The organism is Kitasatospora sp. NPDC127116, from assembly GCF_042677365.1.
Lineage (GTDB): Bacteria > Actinomycetota > Actinomycetes > Streptomycetales > Streptomycetaceae > Kitasatospora > Kitasatospora lactacystinica.
In genome coordinates this window covers 47777-70327 of record NZ_JBHXTL010000038.1, presented here as the reverse complement: position 1 = coordinate 70327, position 22551 = coordinate 47777, and the positions used below count along the sequence as shown (strand labels likewise).

Sequence of the window (22551 nt, the reverse complement as noted above, 5' to 3'; positions counted from 1 at the left end):
GGGGGTGCCCGTGACCCCCGCCGGCGACCGGCGCGTGCGCGGCCCGCCGGGGCCCCCGGCCCGGGCCGCCCACGGCGGGCGGTCAGCTGGTGCGGCGGCGGCGGGCCAGGAAGAAGGCCCCCGCGCCGGCGCCCACCAGCAGCGCTCCGACGCCCGCGATCAGGCCGGTCCGGTCGCTGTCGGCGCCGGTGGAGGCCAGGTGGCCGCCCACCGGCCGGTCACCGGCCGCCGGGGCGTCGCCCGCGGGCGCGGCGGGCGCCGAAGCGGCCGGGGCGGCCGGTGCCCTGGTGACGTCGCCGGCCTGCTGGGCGGCGGGCGCGTCGCCGCCCGGCTGCGGCTTCGAACCGTTCGAACCGTTGGAGCCGGTGGACGGGGTCGGGGCCGGGGTCCCGGTGCTCTCCGGGGTGCCGGTCGGGGCGGGCATGGTGGTGGGCTTCGGTTCCGGGGCGACGACCCGGACGGTGGCGCCGGGCGAGCACATGGTGGTGCCGCGGAAGGGCGTGCCGTCGCCCTCGTTGACGAACACGCAGGGGTTCAGCTCGGTCGCGCCCTGCGGCATGTCGGCCGGGTAGCTGACCCGGACCCGCTTGGTCTGCGAACTCCCGGGGGCCGCAGAGGAGTTGCGGCCGTCCAGGTAGAAGCCCGCCGGAGGCTCGGCCTCGGTGGTGACCGGCGCCAGGACGGTCCAGGTGCCGTCGGCGCCGCGGACCTCGACCCTGGCGTGCCGGTCGGTGAACAGCACGTTGCCGAGGTTGGTGTAGGCGGACGGCGTCGGGTTCCTGAGCACCGCGTCGAACTCGATGGGCGCCCCGCCCGCGACGGCGGTGGCCGGGACCCCGGACACGCCGTTGGTGATCCCCTCCACGTTGATCACGTGGGTGTCGTTGAGCGGCGGCTCGACCGGGGAGTCCTGCCACCAGCCCTTGACGGCGGTGCGGAAGGCGAGGTTCGGGCCGGTGCCGCCGTTGGTGGCCCCGTCGTGCGGCTTGCCCATCGGAACACCGAGGCGGAGCCTGACGTCGGTGCCGCCCGCCGGAACCGTCACCTTGCCGGTGCCGCCCGCGTTGACCAGCCGGTTCCCCTCGGAGCGCGCCTTCAGGTCCACCGGCAGCCAGCCACCGGTCATGTCGCTGAAGTAGTCGAGGCTCAGGGCGTTCGGCGGCGTCCCGAGGTCGCTCTCGATCTCGAAGTCCAGCACGACGGACGTGCCCTGGTCCCCCGGGTTGCCGATGTGCTCGGTGAACTCGACCGGCCCGCCCGCGAAGCCGACCACCGCCGGGGCGTGCACGGTCAGGCTGAGCGGCCCGGCGGCGGCGAACGCCGGGGTCGCGGTCACGGCGCCGCCGCCCACCAGCGCGGCGGTCAGCGCGACCGCCGGAACGAGCCGGCGGGCCCGGTTCAGGGCACGGTTGGTCTTGCGCATGGGATCCCCCTGGATTTCCGCTCCGGACCGGCACGCCGGATCCGGGCAGCACGAAGCAAGCCTGGTGAGTGGTGTGATCGCGGCCGCGCCCGACGGGCCGACCGTTCCGGCGGCGTTTCCCGCCGCTCACCTACTAGGACGTACGGGGGGCGGCGAGGTTGCAGGTCGTCCCGGAACTTTTTCCCGGGCCTTCCGCGGCACCCCGCGCAACCCCCGCCGGGCTGCTCAGACCTCGTACACCGCACCGGCCCGGGCGACCTCGACCGGCCCCGGGTAGGCGGCCGCGGCGTCCCGCCGGTTGTGCTCGGCGTCGGTCCACGGGGGGATGTGGGTGAGGACGAGTCGGCGGGCGCCGGCCGCGGCGGCGTGCTCGCCCGCCTCGCGGCCGTTGAGGTGGACGGCCCGATAGGTGTCGCGCCCGTCGATGTACGCCGCCTCGCAGAGGAAGAGGTCGGTGTCGCGGGCGAGTTCGACGAGTTCGGCGCTCTCGCCGGTGTCCCCGCTGTAGACCAGCGAGCGGCCGTCGTGCTCCAGCCGGAAGGCGAAGGCGTCGACGGGGTGGTTGACCTGGGCGACGCCGATCCGGAACGGGCCGAGCTCGAAGCTGCCGGGGGTGAGCGTGCGGAACTCGAACACCTCCTTCATCCCGGGGTTCTCCGGCATGTCGTAGGCGCGGGCGAGCCGCTCGGCGGTGCCGGCCGGACCGTACACGGGCAGCAGTTCGGGGCAGCCCTCGGCGCGGTAGTTGCGCGCCACCCAGTAGGCGCACAGGTCGACGCAGTGGTCGGCGTGCAGGTGGCTGAGCAGGACGGCGTCGACGTCGTAGAGGCCGGTGTACTTCTGGAGGGCACCGAGGGCTCCGTTGCCGAGGTCGAGCACGACGCGGTAGCCCTCGGCCTCGACCAGGTAGCTGGAGCAGGGCGAGTCGGCGGCCGGGAAGCTCCCCGAACACCCCACCACGGTCAGTTTCATCCGAGCCCCTCCGCCCCGACACATCCTGGCTGCTGCTGGAAAACGGCATCGCCGTCCTCCACCGGACAGCGTGGAAAACGGCATGGAAAACGGCAGGCCGGGCGCGGCGAACCGGCCGGTAGCACTGCGTTGGTGTGTCGAGGGTAAGGGCGGAGCGGCACTTTGCCCCCGTCCCCGTGCCGGGCTGTGGGCGGAATCACCAGAACGCCGGGAGCTGGAGCGGGGGTGGTTGACGGGCCGGGGATCAGCGGCGCCGGGGCCGGTTGCGGGCCCAGGTACGGATGGTGAACGGGTACCACCGCGGGCGGCCGCTGCCGTCGATCACGTCCGGATCGGGCAGCAGCCGGTGCCGGCGGTAACTGCGGACGGTCGCGGGCCGGACGTTGATGTGGCGGGCGATCTCGGCGCAGGACCACAGCTCGGGGCCACGGGTCACGGGGGCACCTCCGGGGGACGGGGGCGGACGTTCGTGACGCAGCCTTGCCGGACCGGCCGGGACTCCGGGCGCAGAACGGGCATTGTGGCAGTTCCGTGACGAACCGGGAGCAATGCGCGGACATATGCCCGACCGTCACGGCCGGCACGGTAGTGGCGTTCACCCCGGCCCGGTACGGTTCGCCGCATGAACGGCATGACCGCTACCTGGCTCGTCCTGTCGCTGCTGGGCGTCGCGCTGCTGGCCGCCGCCGCGGCGGCGCTGGTGCGGCGCACCCGCCCGGCCCCGCGCCCGTCCGGGCCGACCGGCCCGAAGCCGCGGCCGGGGGCCGGCCCCGAGCCGCAGGAGATCTGGTGGGCGCAGGTGCCGTTCGAGGACGGGCCCGGGTCCAAGGACCGCCCGTGCCTGGTGCTGCGGGTGCACGGCCGGACCGCCACCGTCGCCAAGATCACCAGCAAGCACCACGCGGAACGCCCGGGCGTACTGCCGCTGCCGCCCGGGACGGTGGGTGACCGGGAGGGCCGGGCCAGCTGGCTGGAGACCGACGAGCTGCGCGAGGTACCGCTGTCGGCCTTCCGCCGCCGGGCCGGCGCGGTGGACCGGCAGGTCTGGGCCCGGGCGCAGCGGGCGCTGCCGCGCGGTTAGCGGCCTGCCCCCGGATGCCGCGGGCCCGGCGAGGATCCACGGGACGGGCCCTGGCCCCTGGGCCCTACGCCCAGAGCTGGCCCTGCAGCGCCTCGACCGCGGCCTCGGTGGACTCGGCGGTGTAGATGCCGGTGGACAGGTACTTCCAGCCGCCGTCGGCGACCACGAAGACGATGTCCGCGCGCTCCCCCGCGGCCGCCGCCTTGCGCCCGACGCCGATCGCCGCGTGCAGGATGGCGCCGGTCGAGACGCCCGCGAAGATGCCCTCCTGCTGGAGGAGTTCGCGGGTGCGGCGGACGGCGTCCGCGGAGCCGACCGAGAAGCGGGTGGTGAGCACCTCGGCGTCGTACAGCTCGGGGACGAAGCCCTCGTCGAGGTTGCGCAGCCCGTACACCACGTCGTCGTAGCGCGGTTCGGCGGCGACGATCCTCACGCCGGGGACCTTCTCGCGCAGGTAGCGGCCGACGCCCATCAGGGTGCCGGTGGTGCCGAGGCCCGCCACGAAGTGGGTGACGGTGGGCAGGTCGGCGAGGATCTCGGGGCCGGTGCCGGTGTAGTGGGCGCCCGCGTTGTCGGGGTTGCCGTACTGGTAGAGCATCACCCAGTCGGGGTGCTCGGCGGCGATCTCCTTGGCCATCCGTACGGCGGTGTTGGAGCCGCCGGCCGCCGGGGAGGGGATGATCTCGGCGCCCCACATGCGGAGCAGTTCGCGCCGCTCCTCGCTGGTGTTCTCCGGCATCACGCAGACCATCCGGTAGCCCTTGAGCTTGGCGGCCATGGCCAGCGAGATGCCGGTGTTGCCGCTGGTGGGCTCCAGGACGGTGCAGCCGGGGGTGAGCCGGCCGTCGGCCTCGGCGCGCTCGATCATGTGCAGGGCCGGGCGGTCCTTGATCGAGCCGGTCGGGTTGCGGTCCTCCAGCTTGGCCCAGAGGCTCACCAGGCCGTCGGCGTTGCCGGGGACGGCGGCGGACAGCCTCGGCAGACGGACCAGCGGGGTGTTGCCGACGGCTTCGAGCGGACTGTCGTAACGCAAGGGGGGCCTCCGGCCAAGGCGGTGGGGTGGAGAGGGCGGTTCCCCCGCCGTGCGGGCGGGGGAACCGGGAGGTCAGCGGGCGCCGCCGGCCACGGCGGGCAGGATGGTGACGCTGTCGCCGTCGGCGAGGGCGGTGGAGATGCCCTCCAGGAAGCGGACGTCCTCGTCGTTCAGGTAGACGTTGACGAAGCGGCGCAGCTCGCCGCCCTCGACCAGGCGGGCGGCGATGCCCGGGTGGCGGGCGTCGAGGTCGGTGAAGAGTTCCCCGAGGTTGCTGCCGTTGCCCTCGACGGCCTTGGCGCCGTCGGTGTAGGTGCGGAGGATGGTCGGGATGCGGACCTCGATGGCCATGAGTGCGCTCCTGGGCGAGTCGTGGAGTGAGTGGGCCGCGGCGGAGGCGGCGGGGCGGTCACCCCGGGCTCGGCGTCGCCGGGGGCGGCGGGCCCGGGTGAGGTGGTGAAGCGGCTCTCAGCGCGAGCGCGCGGGCGTGCCGGGACAGATCGCACCGGCGTGCCGGCACAGGTCGATGTGCAGGCGCGCCACGAGGCGGGTGCCCGGGGCCTGAGTGCTCACATCGACGGAACGCATGGGCTCATCGTATAGATTCCCGGGCCCGCTCCGACATGGCCGTCTCGGGATCCGGATGTTCCCGTTCCCAGGGCTGAGACGACAGCGGCCCGCCGCCCCTTCGGGAGGGGTCGGCGGGCCGCGTCCGCGGGGGTGCCGGTCAGACCGGGTAGGCCTCGACGACCTGCACGTCTTCCTCTGTGATCTCGCCGTCCACGATGCGGAACGAGCGGAACTGGTACGGGTCGTCCTCGCCCTCGCCCTCGGCGGTGGAGACCAGGACGTAGTGGGCGAACGGCTCGGAGGCGTAGCTCACGTCGGTGCGCGAGGGGTAGGCCTCGGTCGCGGTGTGCGAGTGGTAGACGATCACCGGCTCCTCGTCCCGGTCGTCCATCTCGCGGTAGAGCTTGAGCAGGTCGCCCGAGTCGAACTCGTAGAAGGTGGGCGAGCGGGCGGCGTTGAGCATCGGGACGAACCGCTCGGGCCGGCCGCTGCCGGCCGGTCCGGCGACCACGCCGCAGGCCTCGTCCGGGTGGTCGGCGCGGGCGTGGGCCACGATCCGGTCGCGGAGTTCTCGGGTGATGGTCAGCATGCGGGCCAGGATAGCCACGCCCCGGCGGCTGTCCGCCGGGGCGTCCGAGGCGCGGTCGGTGGGTGTCCACGTCCGACCGGCGGGTGTCCGCGTCCGGTCCGTGGCGCCGGGGTCGGGGCCGTGGCCGGGCCGTGGCGTCCGGGCCCGGTCAGCGGGCGTCCAGGCTCCCGTCGCCGGCGGGCAGGCTGCCGTCGGCGGCGGGCTGCCGGTCCGCGGCGACGTCGTGGAGGGCTCGCGGGTCGCGGCGCTTGAGCACCTGGTAGCCGACCACCAGCAGCAAGGCCCAGCACGGGAAGACGAACAGCGAGATCCGGTTGTCCCGGTCCAGTCCGATCAGCACCACGACCAGGGCGAGGAAGGCGAGCGCGGCCCAGCTGACCCAGGAGCCGCCGGGCGCCTTGAAGGTGGGCGCCGGCAGCTGGCCGGCCCGCCAGGCCCGGCGGTAGCGGATCTGGGAGATCAGGATCATCGCCCAGGTCCACAGGCCGCAGACCGTGGCGACCGAGGTGATGTACTCGAACGCCCGCGCCGGGACGACGCCGTTGAGCACCACGCCGATCCCCATCAGCAGACAGGAGACGGTGATCGCGAAGGCCGGGGTGCGGCGGGAGTTGAGCCTGGTGAGCCGTCCCGGGGCCTGGCCGCGCAGCGCGAGGTCGCGCAGCATGCGGCCGGTGGAGTACATCCCGGAGTTGCAGGAGGAGAGCGCGGCGGTGAGCACCACGAAGTTGATGATGCCGGCCGCCGCCGGGATGCCGATCTTGCCGAAGGCGGCGACGAACGGGCTGACTCCGGGCCGGAATTCGGTCCACGGCACGAGCGAGAGGATGACCACCAGCGCGCCGATGTAGAACAGCATGATCCGCCAGGGCAGGGTGTTGATGGCCCGCGGCAGGGTCTTCTCGGGGTTCTCGCTCTCGCCCGCGGTGACGCCGACGAGTTCGACGCCCAGGTAGGCGAACATGACGATCTGAAGGGTCATCACGGTGGAGCCGATGCCCCGGGGGAAGAAGCCGCCGTCCTGCCAGAGGTGGCCGAGCGACGCGGTGTCACCGGCCTTGCTGAAGCCGAGGGTCAGCACCCCGACGCCGATCAGGATCATGCCGATGATGGCGGTGACCTTGACCATGGAGAACCAGAACTCGATCTCGCCGAACAGCTTCACCGAGATCAGGTTGGCCGCGTAGAGCAGGACCAGGAAGGTCAGCGCACTGACCCACTGCGGTATGTCGGGCGCCCAGAACCGCACGTAGACGGCGGCGGCGGTGGTCTCCGCCATGCCGGTGACGACCCAGAACAGCCAGTACGTCCAGCCGGTCACGTAGCCGGCGAAGGGGCCGAGGAACTCCCGGGCGTACTCGGCGAAGCTGCCGGAGACCGGTCGGTAGGTGAGCAGTTCGCCGAGCGCCCGCATGATCACGAAGATCACCAGGCCGGCGACGGCGTAGGAGAGGATCAGGCTCGGGCCGGAGCGGGAGATCGCGGTGCCGGCGCCGAGGAACAGGCCGGTGCCGATCGCTCCGCCGATCGCGATCATCTGGATCTGGCGGCTGCCGAGCCCGCGCTCGTAGCCTTCGCCGTCCGCCGCGCTGTCGACCCTTTCGTCGTACAACTTCTCGGCCACTGTGCACCGTCCTGGTCGGTCTCGGGGGTGGAGAAGTCGTACCACGCGAAGTTCGGACAGCGGTGTCCATCTGAGCGTTATTTGAGCATGACCTGGTATGGTTTGCCCGATTTTCATAAGAAATGCCCCGGCCAATCGTCCACATTCTGGACGAAACGGCCGGGGCTTGCCCGGAATCGGGCAGGATCGCTCTCCCGAGGGACGGTTCCGCTCGGACTCAGTCCGCCATGGCCTCCAGCAGCGACTCCTGCAGGGCCCCCAGCCACAGGTACGCCATCACCAGCGGCTTGCGCTCGTCGCCGTCCGGCAGCTCGTAGAGACCGTCCTCGTCGTCCTCGGTGACCTCCAGCCGGACGCCGACGGCCAGCCGCAGGTCGTTCAGCGCGCCCAGCCAGCGCTGACAGTCGGGCACCGCCAGCTTGAGCACCCCGCCGTCGCCGAGGCCGTCCAGCGCCCGGACCACGAACAGCGCGTCGTCCCGCTTGCGGGCCCGCAGGTCCAGCTCGGTGAAGCGGCGGAACTCGCCGGACGCGATCCTGGCCTCCTCGTCCTCCGGCTTCCCCGGGTCGCCGTAGGCGTCCGGGAAGAGCCGGGCCAGCGCCGGGTCGGCGGGAGCCTCGGTCGGGCCCTCGGCGAACAGCGCGGCCAAGGGGTCGTCACCCTCCCCGCCCGGGCCGGGGCCGATCAGCTCCAGCAACTGCACTTCCAGCGAGCGCAGGATGGAGGCCTCCCACTCGTCCAGCGCGATCGCCGCGCCGCCACCGCCGGCACTCTCGAACAACCCAGCCATCTGTATCGGTCAGCCCGTCTTCGTCGTCTTCGGTCGTACGGCCGGCGGTCCGGCACCCGTCGGGCCGGCCCCGGCCGCCTGTGCGCCGGTCGCGCCGGCGCCCGTCCGGCCAGCGCCGGTCGGTCCGGCGTCAGTCGTGCTGCAGCGTCGCCCAGAGGCCGTAGCCGTGCATCGCCTGGACGTCGCGCTCCATCTCCTCGCGGGAGCCGCTGGAGACCACCGCCCGGCCCTTGGTGTGGACGTCCATCATCAGCTTCCGGGCCTTGTCCTTCGGATAGCCGAAGTAGGCCTGGAAGACGTACTGGACGTAGCTCATCAGATTGACCGGGTCGTTGTGCACGATGGTCACCCAGGGCGTGTCCGGCTCGGTCACCGGCACCCCCTCGACCTCCGGGCGCTCGATCTCCACGGGCGCGACGCTCAAGCCGGGTCCTCCTCGCTGCACAGTCGTCCGTAACCCCTCATGCCCCATGCTGCCATCCGGGGGACACCCCGGCGATTCCGGCCCGGCACGCTCGCCGAGAAATCGTCACTCTGACGCTAAGTGGTAGTAGCATCATCCGTATGGACGCCACTTCCGTGCGCGCGGCCGGCTCGACCGCGCTGCTCACCGACCGCTACGAGCTCACCATGCTGCAGGCCGCCCTGCGCAGCGGGGCCGCGCACCGCCGCTCCGTCTTCGAGGTCTTCACCCGCCGCCTGCCGAGCGGCCGCCGATACGGCGTCATGGCCGGCACCGGTCGGGTCCTGGACGCCGTCGAGAACTTCCGCTTCACCACCCCCCAGCTGGACTGGCTCGCCGACCAGGACGTGGTCGACGAGACCACCCTGCGCTTCCTCGCCGACTACCGCTTCCGCGGCGACATCCACGGCTACCCCGAGGGAGAGGTCTACTTCCCCGGCTCGCCGCTGCTCACCGTCGAGGGCAGCTTCGCCGAGGCCGTGATCCTGGAGACGGTGATCCTCTCGATCCTCAACCACGACTCGGCCATCGCCGCCGCCGCCTCCCGGATGACCGCCGCCGCCGGCGGCCGCCCGGTGATCGAGATGGGCGCCCGCCGCGCCCACGAGCACTCCGCCGTCGCCGCCGCCCGAGCGGCCTACGTGGCCGGCTTCGCCGCCACCTCCGACCTGGAGGCCGGCTACACCCACGGCATCCCGACCACCGGCACCGCCGCCCACGCCTTCACCCTGGTGCACGACAGCGAACGGGACGCCTTCACGGCGCAGATCGCCTCCATGGGCAAGGGCACCACGCTGCTGGTCGACACCTTCGACCTGCGCGAGGCCGTGCGCACCGCCGTCGAGGTGGCCGGCCCCGAACTGGGCGCCGTCCGGATCGACTCCGGCGACCTCACCCTGCTGGCCCACCGGGTCCGCCGCCAGCTGGACGAGCTCGGCGCCGACCGGACCAGGATCATCGTCACCTCCGACCTCGACGAGTACGCGATCGCCGCCCTGGCCGCCGCACCGGTGGACGGCTACGGCGTCGGCACCAGCCTGGTCACCGGCAGCGGCCACCCGACCTGCGCGATGGTCTACAAGCTGGTCGCCCGCGCCGAGACCGAGGGCGGGCCGATGGTGCCGGTCGCCAAGCGCGCGGCCGGCGGCAAGACCAGCATCGGCGGCCGCAAGTGGGCGGCCCGCCGGCCCGACGCCGACGGCGTCGCCGAGGCCGAGGTGGTCGGCACCGGACCCGTCCCGGACGGGCTGCGCCCGCACCTGATGCAGGTGCCGCTGGTGCTGGACGGCGAGACCGTCGGCCGGGAGCCGCTGAGCGCCGCCCGCGAACGGCACGTGCGCGCCCGCGCCGCCCTGCCGCTGTCGGCCACCCAACTGTCCAAGGGCGACCCGGTGCTGCCGACCGAACTGGTCCTGCCCGCCGGGCCGGCCCACTGACCGGAACCCGGGGCCGGGACCGGCCCACCGGACCGGCCCCGGGGACTTCCGCCCCCGCGCGCCACTCCCTACAGTCGACCGTAGAGTTCCCCGAGTTCCCCCGGAGCTCCCCGAGTACCCCCCGCGCCCGCCGCGGCCGGGCCGCGTACTCCCGAGGGCTCCCCCCACCGGGGCGCCGCCTCCCGCGGGCCCCCGAGATCCGAGGATGCGAGCCATGCACCGGGCACTGATCGTCGTCGACGTGCAGAACGACTTCTGCGAGGGCGGCAGCCTGGCCGTCGCCGGCGGCGCCGAGGTGGCCGCCGCCATCACCGACCTGATCGCCGAGTCCTCCCCCGGCTACCACCACATCCTCGCCACCCGCGACCACCACATCGACCCGGGCGACCACTTCTCCGCCGAACCGGACTACGTCGACAGCTGGCCGCCGCACTGCGTGGCCGGCACCGAGGGCGTGGGCTTCCACCCCAACTTCGCACCCGCCGTCATCTCCGGCGCGGTCGAGGCGGTCTTCGACAAGGGCGCCCACTCGGCGGCGTACAGCGGCTTCGAGGGGCTGGACGAGAACAACCGCGGTCCGGTGGAGTGGCTGCGCGAGCGGCAGGTCGACCAGATCGACGTGGTCGGCATCGCCACCGACCACTGCGTCCGGGCGACCGCGCTGGACGCGGCCCGGGCGGGCTTCAGCACCCGGGTGCTGCTGGACCTCACCGCCGGGGTCGCCGCGGAGACCACCGCCGCCGCGCTGGCCGAGCTGCGGGCGGCCGGGGTCGAGCTGGTCGGCACACCGCTGGTCCGTCCGTAGCTGCTCCCGGGGCCGCGCCCGGGGGGTGCTCGCGGGGGTGTGCTCGCGGCTGGCCTGTTCGCGGGAGCACGGTCGGGGGGGCGTGCTCGCCGGGTCGTGCCCGCGGGGCCGCTCAGACCACCAGCAGCTCCACCACGTCCGTCCCGCCGGCCCGGTACGCCTCGCGCAGTTCGCCGCCGACCACGTCCGGGTCGGCGGCCAGCCGGGCCCCGCAGACGTACACCACGCGGACGCCCAGGTACTCCATCCGGTGCTGGCCGCCGCGCACCCAGGCGGCCTCGCCCTCGCTCACGCAGCGCAGCTCCGAGTCCACCTCCACCGCGACGCCCCGCTCCGGCCAGTAGAGGTCCGGGACGGCGATGTACGTACCGCCGCGCATCCGCAGCTCGGGGGCGCTCAGCGGCGCCGGCAGCAGCCACTCGTCCATCAGGCTCCCCAGCCGCTCCAACACCAAATCCCGCTCGGTGGCCATCAGTTCGTCCAGCGCGGCACGCACCCGAGGCTCGCAGGTCAGCCCGGAGTCGGTCAGCTCGGCCACCAACTCCCGCACCGTGCAGTGGTTCCCGGGCAGAACGAGGGCCTCCCTCAGCACCTCGCGCACCGGGGCCGGGCCGCCCGACGGCTCCGCCGTCCACTCGACCAGCGCGTCGGCCACCGCCCGGGCCACCGGCGCACAGGCCAGCCCGTGCACCGAGCGGGCCACCAACTCCCGTTCGGTGCGCCGGATCCGGACCTCACCGACGTCCTTCAGCCGGCGCTGCCGGGGCACCAGGACGTCCACCCCCGTCACCGCGGGCAGCCGGGGCACGACGGTGAAGCCGTACAGCGCCAGCGCGGCCGTGCCGGTGATCACCGCACCCTCCCGGCGACCCTCCTCGCGACCGTTCTGCGCGGCGTACAGCAGCGCGGCCCACATCCGCTGCTCGGGGGTGGGCTCGGCGGCCTGCAGCAGGTAGACCCTGGGCAGCATCCGCTGCCAGGGTCCACCCCGGCGGCAGTGCTCGGTGATGATCCGGGCCGGCACGCCCCGGGCGCGCAACTGGCTCGCGGTGACGACGTTCTGCTGACGCTTCGCCAGCTCCTCCAGGGACGGCGGCGGCATCGGAATCCGGTAGCTCATGCCGACACCATCCCCAACCCCCCGGACCCGCGACCGGGACCCTGACGCACTGTTACTCAACCGTCGCGAAACCGGGATCAGCCCGCACTAAAGTCCTCATACCCTCACTCATTTGGAGTAATTGACGCTCATCAGGTTGTCATATGTGATCGAAAACGATCGTCGACCTGGTCGCCTGACCCAGAGTGATCAAAGGCATACGGCGAGGGATGCCCAAGGCGTCAATCCCGCCCCGGGGATTGCCTAGGCTTACGTCATGTCACGTGACGAGACCGCCGGCCTCCGCGCGGCCCAGCTCCGCCTCGGCCGCCTGCCCGGATACGTCCGCCGCCCGGACCCCGCCCGCCGCAGCGGCGAAAAGGGCCATACGTACAAGAAGGGCTGGGAGGTCCGCTTCACCGCCCGCAGTGAAGCCGAGATAGCAGAGATCCGCGACCTCGTGGTCGCCGCCGGGTTCGCCCCGGCCAGGCCCTTCTTCAAGGGCCATCAGCTCATCCAGCCCGTCTACGGCATGGCCGCCGTACAGGCCTACCTGGCCGCTAGACAGGCTGCCGAGGAACACGCCGCCCGGGCCGCACTCGGCCGCCGACGACGGGCCCCGGGGCAGCCCGCCGGTGAGCACGCCCCCGGAGCCGTCACGGGCGGCGGGCACACCCCGGGGACGCACACCCCGGGGACGCACGGCTCCGGGGCGCTCTCCACCGGTCCGCACGCCTCCGGGGCGCTCTCCGTCGGCCCGCACGCCTCCGGGGCGCTCTCCGTCGGCCCGCACGGCCCCGGGGCGCTCTCCGCCGGTCCGCACGGCTCCGCAACGCACGGCTCCGGGACGCACGCCGCGGGCGCCGCGCACCGGCGCGAGCGCGAGGAGGCCGCCGCCGGAGCAGCCGCGGCGGCTGCGGCCGCGGCCGCGGCAGTGGCACAGGCGGCCCGGCGACGGGCCGTCGAAGCCTTCCCGACCCAGGTCGAGCGGGACACCGCCGTCGACCGGATCACCCCCACGGAGGCCCGTACGACCTCCTGACCGGCGGCCGCTCCGCCCGCCCTCCCGCCCCGGCCGGTCCCGTTCAGGCCGGTTCCGTTCAGGCCGGTCCCGTTCAGGCCGCCGGGGCGCGGTCGATGTGCCCGGCGGCGCCCGGCCGCCACGGAACCGCCCCAACGCGCACGCCGTCGACGCCGTCAACGCCGCGCGCACGACCGTCACCGTGATGACGACCGTGTCCCCGTCCGTGGTGATCTCCGCGACGATCGTGAGTGCGGTTGTGCGGGTGGTTGTGCGGGCGCAGGTTCGCGCCCTGAGCGTGGACGCCAGCCTCCTCAGGCCCTACGGTGTCACATCAACTGCCTTGCAGCCACAGCCGTCCTACACGCTCTGACCAGCTGCGACACGCTCGCACCTACGAGTCCCCCGTCACTGCGCAGTACTGCCCCGCCGGCCCTCGCCGGCCGCCTTCCCGGCCGTCCCGCCGCCGCGCCGCACCCGGTCGCCACCGGAACCGGCCTGGCGGCGGCGGGTTCCGGGCATTCCATCGGATTGGTCACCCAGCGCACCGAGGGCCTACCGTAGAGTGAGCACAGATGATCGACCGTCAGAAACCCATCTCCCTTTCCGAGAAGCCGAGATGACCAACCGTCACGAGAGTTCCGCCGAGCCGCCCCCGGGGCCCGGCGAGCCGGCGGACGTACCACTGGAGTTCACCGCGTTCTGCGAACTCCACCGCCCCCGGTACCTCAGCTATGCGCGCGTGTGGCTGACCGAGCACGCCGCCGCGGCCATCGCCGTCCAGCAGGCCTTCGCGGAAATCGCGGTGCACTGGCGGGAGTTGATGGGCAGCTCCAACCCGACCGCGCACGCCTGGGAAATCCTGCGCGGCACCGTCGCCGAACACACCCGCCGGGTGACCGCCGACCCGGACCGGCGCCCGGCCGAGGACGACCTGGCGATCCTGCACTACGTCGTCGGCCTCGCCGCCCCCGAGATCGCCGACGTCATCGGCACCGACGCCGCCAGCGTGGCCGGACGGCTGCGCCGCACCATGCTGCGCGAGGCCTCCGGCTGGTGACCCCGCGCCCCCGCCGCCCCCGGCCCGGCCTCAGACCCGTTCGCCCGTCACGTCGAACAGATGGTGCACCGGGTCGTGGATCAGGTACCGGGCGAACGACTCGACCGTGAACCGCGCCCCGTCGCTGCGGTTCCCGGTCCGCCCCCACTGCTCGCCGGCCACCCGCTCGAAGGCCCCTGCGAGCCTCTCCGCGGCCTCCGCCAGCTCCCCGGCCACCACCTTCGGGTCCTGCTCCCCGTAGCGCTCTGCGACGGCCGTGTCGTCCTGGTCCCAGTTCGGGAACAGCGGGTCCTCCCGGTCCAGCATCAGGCCCAGCCGGACCTCGAACAGCCGGAAGACATCCCGGACGTGGCACGCGTACTCCAGGTCCGACCACACCCCCGCGGCGGGCCTGCGGCGCAGTCCGTCCGCCTCCCCCGCCAGCACCGTCAGCCAGCCCTCCGCATTGGCCCGGACCATCCCCGCAACGTCCTCCCGGACCACCCGCGGAGTGTCCAACCCGCAGTCGGGACACGGGCGTTCCAACACCCAGGTCCAGTCCTTGGTGTCCGGGACGATCCCGGCGTCGGTGCTGTCGGTGGCGGCGATCGACGTGCTCTCGACCGGCGTGCTCTCAGAAGCGCTCATGGGCCCAGCATCTCCACCACCCGACAAGCCCCACCAGTGGCAATGACGCCAGCGATCGCCGAAATGCTGCCACCCCCGGCGCACCGACCGGCGCATTCCCTCATCACACGCCCCCATCCCCGCGCGCACACCAACCCGATGCGCACCCGCACCACCGGGATCAAATACGTGGACGAACCGGAAACCGGCCCGCCATCCTGAACGCCATGACCGCCGACACCACCAACCCCGCCGACCTCGCCGCCCTCGCCGTGAAACCCACCCTGCACGGCCCCACCATCCGGCTCGTCCCCCTCGACGAACGGCACACCGACCCGATGTGGGAACTCTGCACCGACAAGACGACCAACCGGCTCACCGGCACCCGCACCGCCTTCACCCGCGACCGGATCCACCAATGGTGCGCCACCCGCCCCGACCAGCCCGACCGCCTCGACCTCGCCGTCGAGGACCCCACCACCGGCCGCTTCCTCGGCGAAACCGCCCTCACCGACGTCGACCCCGACAACTCCTCCGCCAGCTTCCGGATCGCCCTCACCCCGGACAGCACCGGCCGCGGCATCGGCACCGAGACCACCCTCCTGGTCCTGCGCCACGCCTTCGAGACCATCCGCCTCAACCGCGTCCACCTCGAAGTCTTCGAGTACAACGAACGCGCCGCCCACGCCTACCGCAAATCCGGCTTCACCCTCGAAGGCCGCTCCCGCCAGGCCCACCACTGGGACAACCGCTACTGGGACGTCCTCCAGATGGCCGCCCTACGCGACGAATGGCTCACCACTCACTGATACGAACCCCCACCCGCCGCCCCCCGCCGCCGCGCCCGCACCACGAGCGCCACGACACCACCGACCACCAACACCAAACCCCCGGCCGCCACCCCCACCACGACCCCCACCCCGCTCCCGCTGCTCCCGCGGTCCCCCTCGGGGACCATCGGCTCCACGGAGGGCTCGTCGCTCTCCTCAGCCACCGGAGGCGGGGTGCCCTTCGCCTCCATTCGCCCGATCAGGGGATTCTCCCGAGACCCGTTGTCCACGGCGGGATTCGCTTCCAGGGCCTTCGCCGGCGCGACGAGCCCGTAGCCGTACTGGTTGTTGGGTACCGTCGGTCCACCGGCGGGGCGTGTGGCCGACTTGATCATTCGATTGATCACCTGCCCGGCGGACAGGTTCGGGTACTTGGCACGGATGAGCGCCGCAGTCGCAGAGACATAGGCAGTGGAATCCGAAGTGCCGTTCCTCCGCTCGTAGCCTGTCGAGGACTTCAGCGCGGAACGGTAGATCCCTACACCGGGCGCGGTGAGCGTTGTCTCGACGCCCGGCGTGGAACGCTCCCACACAATCCCGTTGGAGTCCACGGCTCCCACTGCTACGACACCCGGGAAAGCAGCCGGGTACTCGACGCCCAAGCCGGACCCGCTGTTACCCGCACTGGCGACCAACACGATGTCCTTGGAAACCGCATAATTGACCGCCTTCCGCAGCTTCGAATCGTAGCGGGAATAGCCTCCGAGGGAGATGTTGACAACCTTCGCATCGTGGTCCGCCGCGAAGCGAATCGCATCCGCCAAGTCGTTCTGCTGAGGATCAGGGGTTGGCTGCGAGTCCAGGGTTGCCTGGGAGTCCGGGCCGTCACCACCAGACTTGATCTTCACTGGCAGAATCTTCGCCTTCGGGGCAAGGCCCATGATCCCTTCCTGGGAACCATGCCCGTGCCCTGCAATCAGGCTCGCCATCCCGGTGCCGTGACCGTCGCTGTCCACCCGGCCGTCCGTATTGCCACCGGAGAAGTCGCCTCCAGGAAGCACCTGCCCGGTCAGATCCGGCTGGTCCTGGTTCACTCCCGTGTCGATCACCGCGACAATCACACCATCGCCCTGGCTCGTCGGCCAGACTTTCGCCTCTGCCTCGAACGACTTCAGAGCCCATTGCTGATCCCTGATTTGATCGGCCGATGCCACCGGCGCGGCGACACCCCAGATCAGTGCTCCGGCAGCAAAGGCCGCCGTACCGCGTGTCAATCGGCGGCTCGTCAAGCCTGGTCACCCCACTCAGCGCGGCATCCCGCAGGTCGCCGACCTGCGGGATGCGATCAGAACCGTTGTCCGCTAACGGACCGGTTTTTCATTCCACCACGTTCGGATTCGCGGGCTTGTCCGACGCCCAGGTCTCCTCGTCCTCAACGAGGTAGTCGGGGCGCTTGCCTTCCCGCCCCCGGTCCTTCTTATGTCCTTGCGCCCCACTCAGCGGGACACCCGAGGACACACCGCTCGTGCCCGCAACGCCCGGCTCACCCCGGAGCCGGCTTCGCGCTCCCAGGCCGGACCCACCCTCGGTGAATGCCTGCTTGCCCTGTACCGCACCAGGCTTCGCCGTGTCTCCGGCGGCTCCGCCGGGTCGCGCCAAGGACCCCCCGGGCCGCTTTCCGCCAAGCGCTCCCCGGCCCCCGGCACCGATGCCGGGGGCAGCCTCACCGGAACCGCCAAGAGTCCGGGCGCCACGCGGCCCGAAACTCTCGACCGGCGTCGCACCACCCGAAATATCCCTACCGCCGGTGCCGAGCTTCCCCGGACCGACGATCGGCCCACTCGGGGAAGCGGTCGTCGGACCGGTCGTACGAGGGGCCTCCGGACCGTTGCCACCCCCGAACGGCCCGGCGGCGGGACCCCCGGTCTGCACGAGATCCACTCCCGAGGTCTGTGTCCCGGCAAGCCCAGGATTCGGCATGCTTCCACTTGTGGGGACCACCGGCCTGCCGGAGATGCCATCTCCGAAACCGCGACTCGGAGAGGCCACTGACTTCGGAGGAGCTTGCGCCGTGCCGCCCTTGATCCCCGAGTCCGTCGGAGCCGGGGCGCTCCTCGCCACCAACCGAGCCGTCATCGGCGGCTCGGAGGACTTGCGTTGAGGAGGCGGAGCAGTCCTTGCCCCTGTCGATGCTCCCGCCGCCCCCACCGAGGTGCCCGACACCATCGCGGCCGCTGTCGCCGCGGCCCCGCTCGGATCGCCTTGAGACCCATCTGTCGGGTCGTCTCGGATCGGCTGTCGCGGTCTCAGATCCAGTGACGGCGGGGGCTTCAGGGCCGGGGTGGCGATGCGGTAGTGCATGGCGAGGGTTTGCATGATGGCGGCCGCTTCGGCCTTCTTGCGGTCGGCGAGGGGGAGGTGTTCGTCGTCGTCGCCGAAGAGGGCGTCGCCGACGGTGTCCTTGACCTTGTCCCAGTTGCCGGGTTCCTCGGGCATGTCGCGTTTGGCCTTGGCCATGGCTTCGGAGGCGGTGTGGAGGATGTTGGCGGCGTCGTTGGCGTAGGCGGCGGCGTTGTTGATGCTGGCGGCCAGGGTGAGCATGCGGGTGTGGAAGGCGTCGCTGGTGGTGCCTTCCCAGGAGGTGGCGGCTTCGGTGCTGGCTTTGGTGAGGGTCTGGCGGATCTGTTTGAGGGTGTCGGCGGCCTTGCGCCAGGGGTCTCCGGCGGCCATCACCGCGCCGGGGTCGAGGGCCTGTGCCATGGTGCGGAGCTGGGCGTGGCTGTACTTGGTGAAGTCGGTGTAGACCACGGGCGGTCGGCCTCCGTTCGGTCCGGGCGGGCGGCGGTCAGACGGTGGCGTTGCCGCGGGTGGACGGGGTGAGGTTCTGCTGGGCCGCGGCCTGGCTGCCGGCGGAGGGGTGGGCGACGGACCAGCCGTCGTCGCCGAGTTTGAGTTTCGCGGCGGCGTGCTGGTCCTGCTCCTCGTAGTTGGCGGCGGTGAGGTCGGCCTTCTGCTGGGCCTCGTTCACGGCTTCCTGGAGCTGGTTGAGGACGTCGCGCAGCGCGTCCCGCATGGTGCCGTAGCGGCCGTGGATCTCGGTGGCTTCGGCGAAGGTGCCGAAGGCGTTCTTGCCGATGCCGCTGCGGCCGTGCGTGTCGCTGCCGTCGGCGTGTTTCTGGAAGTCGGCGAGCAGCAGCCGTACTTGGCCGGCGAAGGCGCGGAGTTGTTCGACTTCGATGCGGTAGCCCTGTCCGGCTCCGCCGGTCGATCCGGTTCCGGTGGTCCCTGATCCCATTTCGGCGCCTCCCCCGTGCGTCCGTCCCTGGCGGTCGGGGCCGGGCCCCGGTGTCTCATGTCTAACACACCGGGCCCGAATCCCGCCCGGGGCTTGGTCAGTTCGCGGTCGTCCCGGTCCGTCGGGCGTCGGTGAGGGCGCGTCGGCAGAGCGAGTCGGCGTGCCGGGTGGTTTCGGGGAGGCGGTAGTGGCGGGCGAGTTGGAGGGTGGTGCGGACGGCGGTGTCGAGGCCGGTGCGGTGGCCGACGGAGACGAAGACGGGTTTCACGCCTTCTCTGGTGCGGACGGCGCGGCCGACCTCCTCGCCGGTGGCGGGGTCGGTGAGCGGGGTCCAGGAGCCGCGGGGCGCGTCGGGTTCGTGGTGGTCGAAGGTGAAGGGGGTCTTGGCGACGCCGAGGGTGCGCAGTCCGGTGAGGACGCCGAGGTGGCTGGCGAGGCCGAGGCGGCGGGGGTGGGCGAGGCCGTAGCCGTCGCAGACGACGAGGTCGGGGGTGCGGGTGAGTGCGGCCAGTGCGTCGAGGACGGCGGGGAGTTCGCGGAACGCGAGGAGTCCGGGGACGTACGGGAAGGCGATCCGGCCGACGGCGGTGGCCTGTTCGACGACGGCGAGGGTGTCGCGGTCGAGCAGGACGGCCGCGGCGGCGACGAGGTCGTGGTCGTCGTCGTAGGCGACGTCCACGCCGGCGACGAGCGCGTCGGGGCCCGGGTCGCCGGGGGCCTCGTCGTCGTGGGCCTGGACGAGCGGGCGCAGCCGCTCCTGTTCGGCGAGTGCCTCGGCCTCGGTGGTGGGCCAGTCGGCGGGGATGGGCATGGTCGGTTCCCCCGGGTGCGGTGGTGTGCGGCGGTGCGTGGTGTGGACGGGTTTCGCCTCACCGTACCGACCGGGCCGGACGACCCCGGGGTGAGCCCGTGCGCCCCCCGTGCCCCCGCGTTCGGGGGCTAGCCTGGACGTACCCGTCTCCCCGCGGGGTAGGAGCACTGGAACCCGGCACCATTCCCGCCCGTTTCCCCCGACGTGCGAAGGACCTCCGCCATGCCGCGCCCCTCCGTCGCCCAGGTCTGCCTCGGCTCGTTCACCGTCGTCGCCACCACGGTGGTGCTGCTGGCCGTTTCGGGTGCTTCGGGCGTCCTGGCGGTCGCGGTGCTGGTGGGGTTCGCGCTGGTGCTCGGCACCGTGGTGACGGTGCTTTCGATGTCCGCCGCCACCGCGAGGGCCGCCGCCGCGGGGGCCGCGACCGTGGAGGCCGCGACCGTGGAGGACGGCGCCGCGGACCCGGCGCGGGCGCCCCGCCCCGCTGCGGCCGCCACCGGGCACGCGTACGCCCGGCAGCGCTGATCCGCCGCCGGGCGCCGGTGTGTCCTGCGCCGCCGCTCAGACCTCCGTGGTGACCACCACGGTCTTCGCGGCCTTGTCGTGCAGGCATTGCCGGTAGGGCTTGTCGAAGACGCCGAAGAACCCGTCGATGATCCACCAGAGCGCGGCGCAGCAGAGCACGGCCGGGAGGATGAAGACGGCTGCGCGGGTCCAGGCGGCGGCCGGGGTCGGCTTGTTCCCGTCGACGAGCATGGCGACGCGGACCTTCGTCGCCTTCTTGCCGAGGGTCTGGCCGTCCCGGCTGAGCATCAGGGCGTCGTAGACGAGGTAGATGGCGCAGCCGAGCCAGAACGCCTCGGTGGAGCCGTTGCGCGTGCCGAGGTCGACGAAGGGTCCCACGATGATCACGGCGACGGCCTGCACCAGGAGGTAGTCGATCAGCCGGGCGAGGATCCGTTTGGGCCAGGTGCCGAGCGGCGGCATGCCGGGGACGGGGCCGGCGCCGGGGGTGCCGTACGCGCCGGGGCCGTAGCCGTGGCCGTACCCGGGCGGCGTCCGGTCGTACGGGGGTTGGCCGTACGGGCTCTGACCGGGGGTCGGTTCGCCGTACGGGCTTCCGCCGTAGGTGCCCTGGTAGGCGCCGGGACTGCCGGACGGCTCGTGGGGCTGCTCGGGGGACGGCTCGGGGGACGGCTCGGGGGACGGGGTCGGGCCCGACGGCTCGCCTTCCGGCGTGCCGCCGCCCGACTGCGGGGGCTGCTTGTCGAAGGAGGGCTTGCCGCCCCCCTCCGGCTGGGGGCCTGAGGGGTCGTGGGTGCTCATGACCCCGAGTAGAACATCACACATTCTCGATGTTTGGGACATTCTGTCCGTTTTGCACTGGGCCTACCGGCCCTCAGCCGCGCACCACCCGGGTGCGGGCCGCGCGGTCCTGCCACCCCCGCCGCGCCGTCCGGTCGAACACCGGCCAGACCAGGCCGAGCAGCAGCACCGTGCCGAGTTGCCGCACCGCCCACCGGAGGAGCGAGCGGCCGAGGCTCAGCCTGGTCCGGCCGGCCGGGGCGGCGGTGTCCACCACGCGGATCCGGGCCAGCCGCTTGCCGAAGGTCTGGCCGGTGCGGGCGACCGGAAGCACCTCGTAGAGCAGGCTGACGAACAGCAGGATGCCGATCAGGACGGCGATCTTGCCCAGCACCACGTCGTCCACCAGCCAGACCTGGATCTGACGCCGGCTGAGGGCGCTGGCCATCCGGGCCTGGTCGACCTTCTGCTGGAGGTGGTCGGTCACCGAGCGGCCGAGCGGAATCCCGGCGGCGACCGCGACCACCAGCAGCACGGCGGTGTCCACCGTCCGCGCCGCCAGGCGACGGCCGAGGCCGGCCGGCACGGCGACCCGGGCGGTCCGGGCCGTCCGGGCGGGACGGGCGGGACGGGTGACGCCGGCCGCCCGGGAGGACGCGGTGGCAGCCGTGACGGCGGGGGCGGCGGCGGAAGGTCGGGGCTGGACGGCGGTCTCCCGCACCGTCCGTACGGCGGGCAGCGGGGCGGCGGAGGCCGCCATGGTCCCGGCGGTCACGGCGACCGCAGCCGGGGTCGCAGCCGGGGTCTGGACCGGGGCTGGAATCGCCCTCTCGCCGACCACCGGCACCGGGCCCGAGGCCAGGACGGCCGGCACCGGCGCCTCCCGCACGGTCACCGCCGCGGCGGGAGCGCCGGCCGCGGCCAGTTCGACGGCAGCCGGAGCGCGCTCGGGCTCCGCGCACCCCTCCTCCGCATCGAGCGCCTCCGGAAGCACCCCCCAGGAGACCCAACGCGGCGCGTCGCCCGTCTCCATCAGGCCCGGCTGCGCCCGGGGGTCGGCCTGCCACCCGGACTCCCCGACCATGGGCGCCGGGGCCGACCCCGAGCCCGACCCCGAACCCAGGGCCGCGCCCATCCCCTGGACCGCCTCGGGCACCGCACCGACGGCCACCGGCTCCTCCAGGGGCCCGGGCAGCCCGGCGCCGGCGAAGCCCGACGGCACCACTGGCAAACCCCCAGGCGAAACGCCCGATGAAACGCCCGGTGAAACGCCCGACGAAACCCCCGGCCCGTCGACCGTCCGGAACACCGGCCCGCCGATCACCTCCGCCACCCGCGGCCCGAGCACGAAGGACGCCCCGCCCGAGGTCTGGTCGAAGTACACCGGCCCGGTGTCACCCCCACCCGCGGGCGGCCCGACCCGGACCTCCGCCACCGCCCCCGGCACCACCGGCTCCGGGGCCATCCGCTCCGGGGCCACCGGCTCCGGCGCCGCTGCCACCTCCGGGAGCCCGGCCGGCTCCGGCACCACCGGCGACCGCACCGGCCGCACCGCCGCACCGCCCGGGGCGGACCGCCGCGTCGCGTACCGGGGCGGCTGCAGCACCTCGCCCCCGGCGGGCGCGGGCCGGCTGGTGCCGGGCACCCAGGCCGAGCCGCCCCAGTACCGGACGAAGCCGGGGATGGAGGGGTCGGGGTAGTAGCCGGGCTCGGGTGCGACGGCCGGGTCGCCGTCGGCGGCGAAGGGGCGGTCCGTCATGGGGGTCTTCTTTCCTGGCAGGTCCTGACGAGGACGGCG

At 73.0% G+C, this 22551-nt stretch carries 25 protein-coding genes; 7 read left to right on the top strand and 18 right to left on the bottom strand.

Annotated features, from left to right (window positions below):
- Nucleotides 1-82: 82 nt before the first annotated feature.
- From ACFVHV_RS17765 to ACFVHV_RS17755, 3 genes are all read right to left on the bottom strand, one after another.
- Nucleotides 83-1423, bottom strand: coding sequence for an LAETG motif-containing sortase-dependent surface protein (locus ACFVHV_RS17765; RefSeq protein ID WP_380351940.1), 1341 nt, complete (start codon nt 1421-1423; stop codon nt 83-85).
- Nucleotides 1424-1648: 225 nt separating this feature from the next.
- Nucleotides 1649-2395, bottom strand: coding sequence for an MBL fold metallo-hydrolase (locus ACFVHV_RS17760; RefSeq protein WP_359904132.1), 747 nt, complete (start codon nt 2393-2395; stop codon nt 1649-1651).
- A gap of 244 nt (nt 2396-2639) precedes the next feature.
- Nucleotides 2640-2831, bottom strand: coding sequence for a MarR family transcriptional regulator (locus ACFVHV_RS17755; protein WP_359904135.1), 192 nt, complete (start codon nt 2829-2831; stop codon nt 2640-2642).
- Nucleotides 2832-3017: 186 nt separating this feature from the next.
- Here ACFVHV_RS17755 and ACFVHV_RS17750 point away from each other — a divergent pair, with 186 nt between their 5' ends.
- Nucleotides 3018-3476 (top strand): type II toxin-antitoxin system PemK/MazF family toxin, encoded by a 459-nt coding sequence (locus ACFVHV_RS17750; RefSeq protein ID WP_380351937.1) that lies wholly within the window; start codon nt 3018-3020, stop codon nt 3474-3476.
- Nucleotides 3477-3540: 64 nt separating this feature from the next.
- On the opposite strand, the gene ACFVHV_RS17745 is transcribed toward ACFVHV_RS17750, so the two are convergent.
- From ACFVHV_RS17745 to clpS, 7 genes are all read right to left on the bottom strand, one after another.
- A complete protein-coding gene (locus ACFVHV_RS17745) occupies nt 3541-4509 on the bottom strand; it encodes a cysteine synthase (protein ID WP_359904138.1) in 969 nt (322 codons plus the stop codon).
- A 72-nt stretch (nt 4510-4581) separates the two neighbouring features.
- Nucleotides 4582-4860 carry a MoaD/ThiS family protein gene (locus ACFVHV_RS17740; RefSeq protein ID WP_030242903.1) on the bottom strand — a complete coding sequence of 93 codons (279 nt, stop codon included), beginning with the start codon at nt 4858-4860 and terminating at the stop codon, nt 4582-4584.
- A 117-nt stretch (nt 4861-4977) separates the two neighbouring features.
- Nucleotides 4978-5097: a putative leader peptide gene (locus tag ACFVHV_RS17735; protein WP_310593142.1), complete on the bottom strand. Its 120-nt coding sequence runs from the start codon at nt 5095-5097 to the stop codon at nt 4978-4980.
- Nucleotides 5098-5236: 139 nt separating this feature from the next.
- Nucleotides 5237-5668 (bottom strand): M67 family metallopeptidase, encoded by a 432-nt coding sequence (locus ACFVHV_RS17730; RefSeq protein WP_359904141.1) that lies wholly within the window; start codon nt 5666-5668, stop codon nt 5237-5239.
- 148 nt (nt 5669-5816) lie between these two features.
- A complete protein-coding gene (locus tag ACFVHV_RS17725) occupies nt 5817-7205 on the bottom strand; it encodes an amino acid permease (RefSeq protein ID WP_380351946.1) in 1389 nt (462 codons plus the stop codon).
- Nucleotides 7206-7509: 304 nt separating this feature from the next.
- Nucleotides 7510-8082 (bottom strand): DUF2017 domain-containing protein, encoded by a 573-nt coding sequence (locus ACFVHV_RS17720; protein ID WP_359904144.1) that lies wholly within the window; start codon nt 8080-8082, stop codon nt 7510-7512.
- A gap of 130 nt (nt 8083-8212) precedes the next feature.
- Nucleotides 8213-8506, bottom strand: a complete 294-nt coding sequence (gene clpS / locus ACFVHV_RS17715; RefSeq protein ID WP_049654313.1) for an ATP-dependent Clp protease adapter ClpS — start codon at nt 8504-8506, stop codon at nt 8213-8215.
- A 140-nt stretch (nt 8507-8646) separates the two neighbouring features.
- Between clpS and ACFVHV_RS17710 the strand changes: the two genes are divergently transcribed.
- Entirely contained in the window at nt 8647-9981 is a 1335-nt protein-coding gene (locus ACFVHV_RS17710; RefSeq protein WP_380351935.1) for a nicotinate phosphoribosyltransferase, read from the top strand.
- Between the two features lie 214 nt (nt 9982-10195).
- The gene (locus ACFVHV_RS17705; protein ID WP_359904150.1) at nt 10196-10786 is read left to right on the top strand and encodes an isochorismatase family protein; all 591 of its coding nucleotides are present in this window, start codon (nt 10196-10198) and stop codon (nt 10784-10786) included.
- A 112-nt stretch (nt 10787-10898) separates the two neighbouring features.
- Here the strand turns inward: ACFVHV_RS17705 and ACFVHV_RS17700 are convergent, their stop codons facing one another.
- Entirely contained in the window at nt 10899-11906 is a 1008-nt protein-coding gene (locus ACFVHV_RS17700) for a hypothetical protein (RefSeq protein WP_380351933.1), read from the bottom strand.
- A gap of 256 nt (nt 11907-12162) precedes the next feature.
- On the opposite strand from ACFVHV_RS17700, the gene ACFVHV_RS17695 reads away from it, so the two are divergent.
- Together ACFVHV_RS17695 and ACFVHV_RS17690 are read left to right on the top strand one after the other, a co-directional pair.
- On the top strand, nt 12163-12927 hold the full coding sequence (locus tag ACFVHV_RS17695; protein ID WP_380351931.1) for a hypothetical protein: 765 nt from the start codon (nt 12163-12165) through the stop codon (nt 12925-12927).
- Nucleotides 12928-13525: 598 nt separating this feature from the next.
- Nucleotides 13526-13966: a hypothetical protein gene (locus tag ACFVHV_RS17690; RefSeq protein WP_359904158.1), complete on the top strand. Its 441-nt coding sequence runs from the start codon at nt 13526-13528 to the stop codon at nt 13964-13966.
- A gap of 30 nt (nt 13967-13996) precedes the next feature.
- Here ACFVHV_RS17690 and ACFVHV_RS17685 read toward each other — a convergent pair whose 3' ends face one another.
- Complete coding sequence (locus ACFVHV_RS17685) at nt 13997-14593, bottom strand: DinB family protein (RefSeq protein WP_359904161.1); 597 nt, start codon at nt 14591-14593, stop codon at nt 13997-13999.
- A 206-nt stretch (nt 14594-14799) separates the two neighbouring features.
- Here ACFVHV_RS17685 and ACFVHV_RS17680 point away from each other — a divergent pair, with 206 nt between their 5' ends.
- On the top strand, nt 14800-15381 hold the full coding sequence (locus ACFVHV_RS17680) for a GNAT family N-acetyltransferase (protein WP_380351929.1): 582 nt from the start codon (nt 14800-14802) through the stop codon (nt 15379-15381).
- Here the strand turns inward: ACFVHV_RS17680 and mycP are convergent.
- From mycP to ACFVHV_RS17660, 4 genes are all read right to left on the bottom strand, one after another.
- Nucleotides 15375-16631 (bottom strand): type VII secretion-associated serine protease mycosin, encoded by a 1257-nt coding sequence (gene mycP / locus ACFVHV_RS17675; protein ID WP_380351927.1) that lies wholly within the window; start codon nt 16629-16631, stop codon nt 15375-15377. The genes ACFVHV_RS17680 and mycP overlap by 7 nt on opposite strands.
- An 88-nt stretch (nt 16632-16719) precedes the next feature.
- On the bottom strand, nt 16720-18150 hold the full coding sequence (locus ACFVHV_RS17670; RefSeq protein WP_380351925.1) for a WXG100 family type VII secretion target: 1431 nt from the start codon (nt 18148-18150) through the stop codon (nt 16720-16722).
- Nucleotides 18151-18187: 37 nt separating this feature from the next.
- Complete coding sequence (locus tag ACFVHV_RS17665) at nt 18188-18637, bottom strand: hypothetical protein (protein ID WP_359904173.1); 450 nt, start codon at nt 18635-18637, stop codon at nt 18188-18190.
- Nucleotides 18638-18734: 97 nt separating this feature from the next.
- The gene (locus tag ACFVHV_RS17660) at nt 18735-19448 is read right to left on the bottom strand and encodes an endonuclease V (protein ID WP_359904176.1); all 714 of its coding nucleotides are present in this window, start codon (nt 19446-19448) and stop codon (nt 18735-18737) included.
- A gap of 222 nt (nt 19449-19670) precedes the next feature.
- On the opposite strand from ACFVHV_RS17660, the gene ACFVHV_RS17655 reads away from it, so the two are divergent.
- Nucleotides 19671-19973 carry a hypothetical protein gene (locus tag ACFVHV_RS17655; RefSeq protein ID WP_380351923.1) on the top strand — a complete coding sequence of 101 codons (303 nt, stop codon included), beginning with the start codon at nt 19671-19673 and terminating at the stop codon, nt 19971-19973.
- Between the two features lie 36 nt (nt 19974-20009).
- Here the strand turns inward: ACFVHV_RS17655 and ACFVHV_RS17650 are convergent, their stop codons facing one another.
- Nucleotides 20010-20774, bottom strand: a complete 765-nt coding sequence (locus ACFVHV_RS17650) for an RDD family protein (RefSeq protein WP_380351922.1) — start codon at nt 20772-20774, stop codon at nt 20010-20012.
- Nucleotides 20775-20847: 73 nt separating this feature from the next.
- Nucleotides 20848-22512: an RDD family protein gene (locus tag ACFVHV_RS17645; RefSeq protein WP_380351921.1), complete on the bottom strand. Its 1665-nt coding sequence runs from the start codon at nt 22510-22512 to the stop codon at nt 20848-20850.
- Nucleotides 22513-22551: the final 39 nt, after the last annotated feature.

Coding starts and splice junctions, on each gene's coding strand:
- ACFVHV_RS17765 (WP_380351940.1), bottom strand. CDS start 1,423: ATGCGCAAGACCAACCGTGCCCTGAACCGGGCCCGCCGGCTCGTTCCG.
- ACFVHV_RS17760 (WP_359904132.1), bottom strand. CDS start 2,395: ATGAAACTGACCGTGGTGGGGTGTTCGGGGAGCTTCCCGGCCGCCGAC.
- ACFVHV_RS17750 (WP_380351937.1), top strand. CDS start 3,018: ATGAACGGCATGACCGCTACCTGGCTCGTCCTGTCGCTGCTGGGCGTC.
- ACFVHV_RS17740 (WP_030242903.1), bottom strand. CDS start 4,860: ATGGCCATCGAGGTCCGCATCCCGACCATCCTCCGCACCTACACCGAC.
- ACFVHV_RS17735 (WP_310593142.1), bottom strand. CDS start 5,097: ATGCGTTCCGTCGATGTGAGCACTCAGGCCCCGGGCACCCGCCTCGTG.
- ACFVHV_RS17730 (WP_359904141.1), bottom strand. CDS start 5,668: ATGCTGACCATCACCCGAGAACTCCGCGACCGGATCGTGGCCCACGCC.
- ACFVHV_RS17725 (WP_380351946.1), bottom strand. CDS start 7,205: ATGATCGCGATCGGCGGAGCGATCGGCACCGGCCTGTTCCTCGGCGCC.
- ACFVHV_RS17720 (WP_359904144.1), bottom strand. CDS start 8,082: ATGGCTGGGTTGTTCGAGAGTGCCGGCGGTGGCGGCGCGGCGATCGCG.
- ACFVHV_RS17710 (WP_380351935.1), top strand. CDS start 8,647: ATGGACGCCACTTCCGTGCGCGCGGCCGGCTCGACCGCGCTGCTCACC.
- ACFVHV_RS17705 (WP_359904150.1), top strand. CDS start 10,196: ATGCACCGGGCACTGATCGTCGTCGACGTGCAGAACGACTTCTGCGAG.
- ACFVHV_RS17700 (WP_380351933.1), bottom strand. CDS start 11,906: ATGAGCTACCGGATTCCGATGCCGCCGCCGTCCCTGGAGGAGCTGGCG.
- ACFVHV_RS17695 (WP_380351931.1), top strand. CDS start 12,163: ATGTCACGTGACGAGACCGCCGGCCTCCGCGCGGCCCAGCTCCGCCTC.
- ACFVHV_RS17690 (WP_359904158.1), top strand. CDS start 13,526: ATGACCAACCGTCACGAGAGTTCCGCCGAGCCGCCCCCGGGGCCCGGC.
- ACFVHV_RS17685 (WP_359904161.1), bottom strand. CDS start 14,593: ATGAGCGCTTCTGAGAGCACGCCGGTCGAGAGCACGTCGATCGCCGCC.
- ACFVHV_RS17680 (WP_380351929.1), top strand. CDS start 14,800: ATGACCGCCGACACCACCAACCCCGCCGACCTCGCCGCCCTCGCCGTG.
- ACFVHV_RS17665 (WP_359904173.1), bottom strand. CDS start 18,637: ATGGGATCAGGGACCACCGGAACCGGATCGACCGGCGGAGCCGGACAG.
- ACFVHV_RS17660 (WP_359904176.1), bottom strand. CDS start 19,448: ATGCCCATCCCCGCCGACTGGCCCACCACCGAGGCCGAGGCACTCGCC.
- ACFVHV_RS17655 (WP_380351923.1), top strand. CDS start 19,671: ATGCCGCGCCCCTCCGTCGCCCAGGTCTGCCTCGGCTCGTTCACCGTC.
- ACFVHV_RS17650 (WP_380351922.1), bottom strand. CDS start 20,774: ATGAGCACCCACGACCCCTCAGGCCCCCAGCCGGAGGGGGGCGGCAAG.
- ACFVHV_RS17645 (WP_380351921.1), bottom strand. CDS start 22,512: ATGACGGACCGCCCCTTCGCCGCCGACGGCGACCCGGCCGTCGCACCC.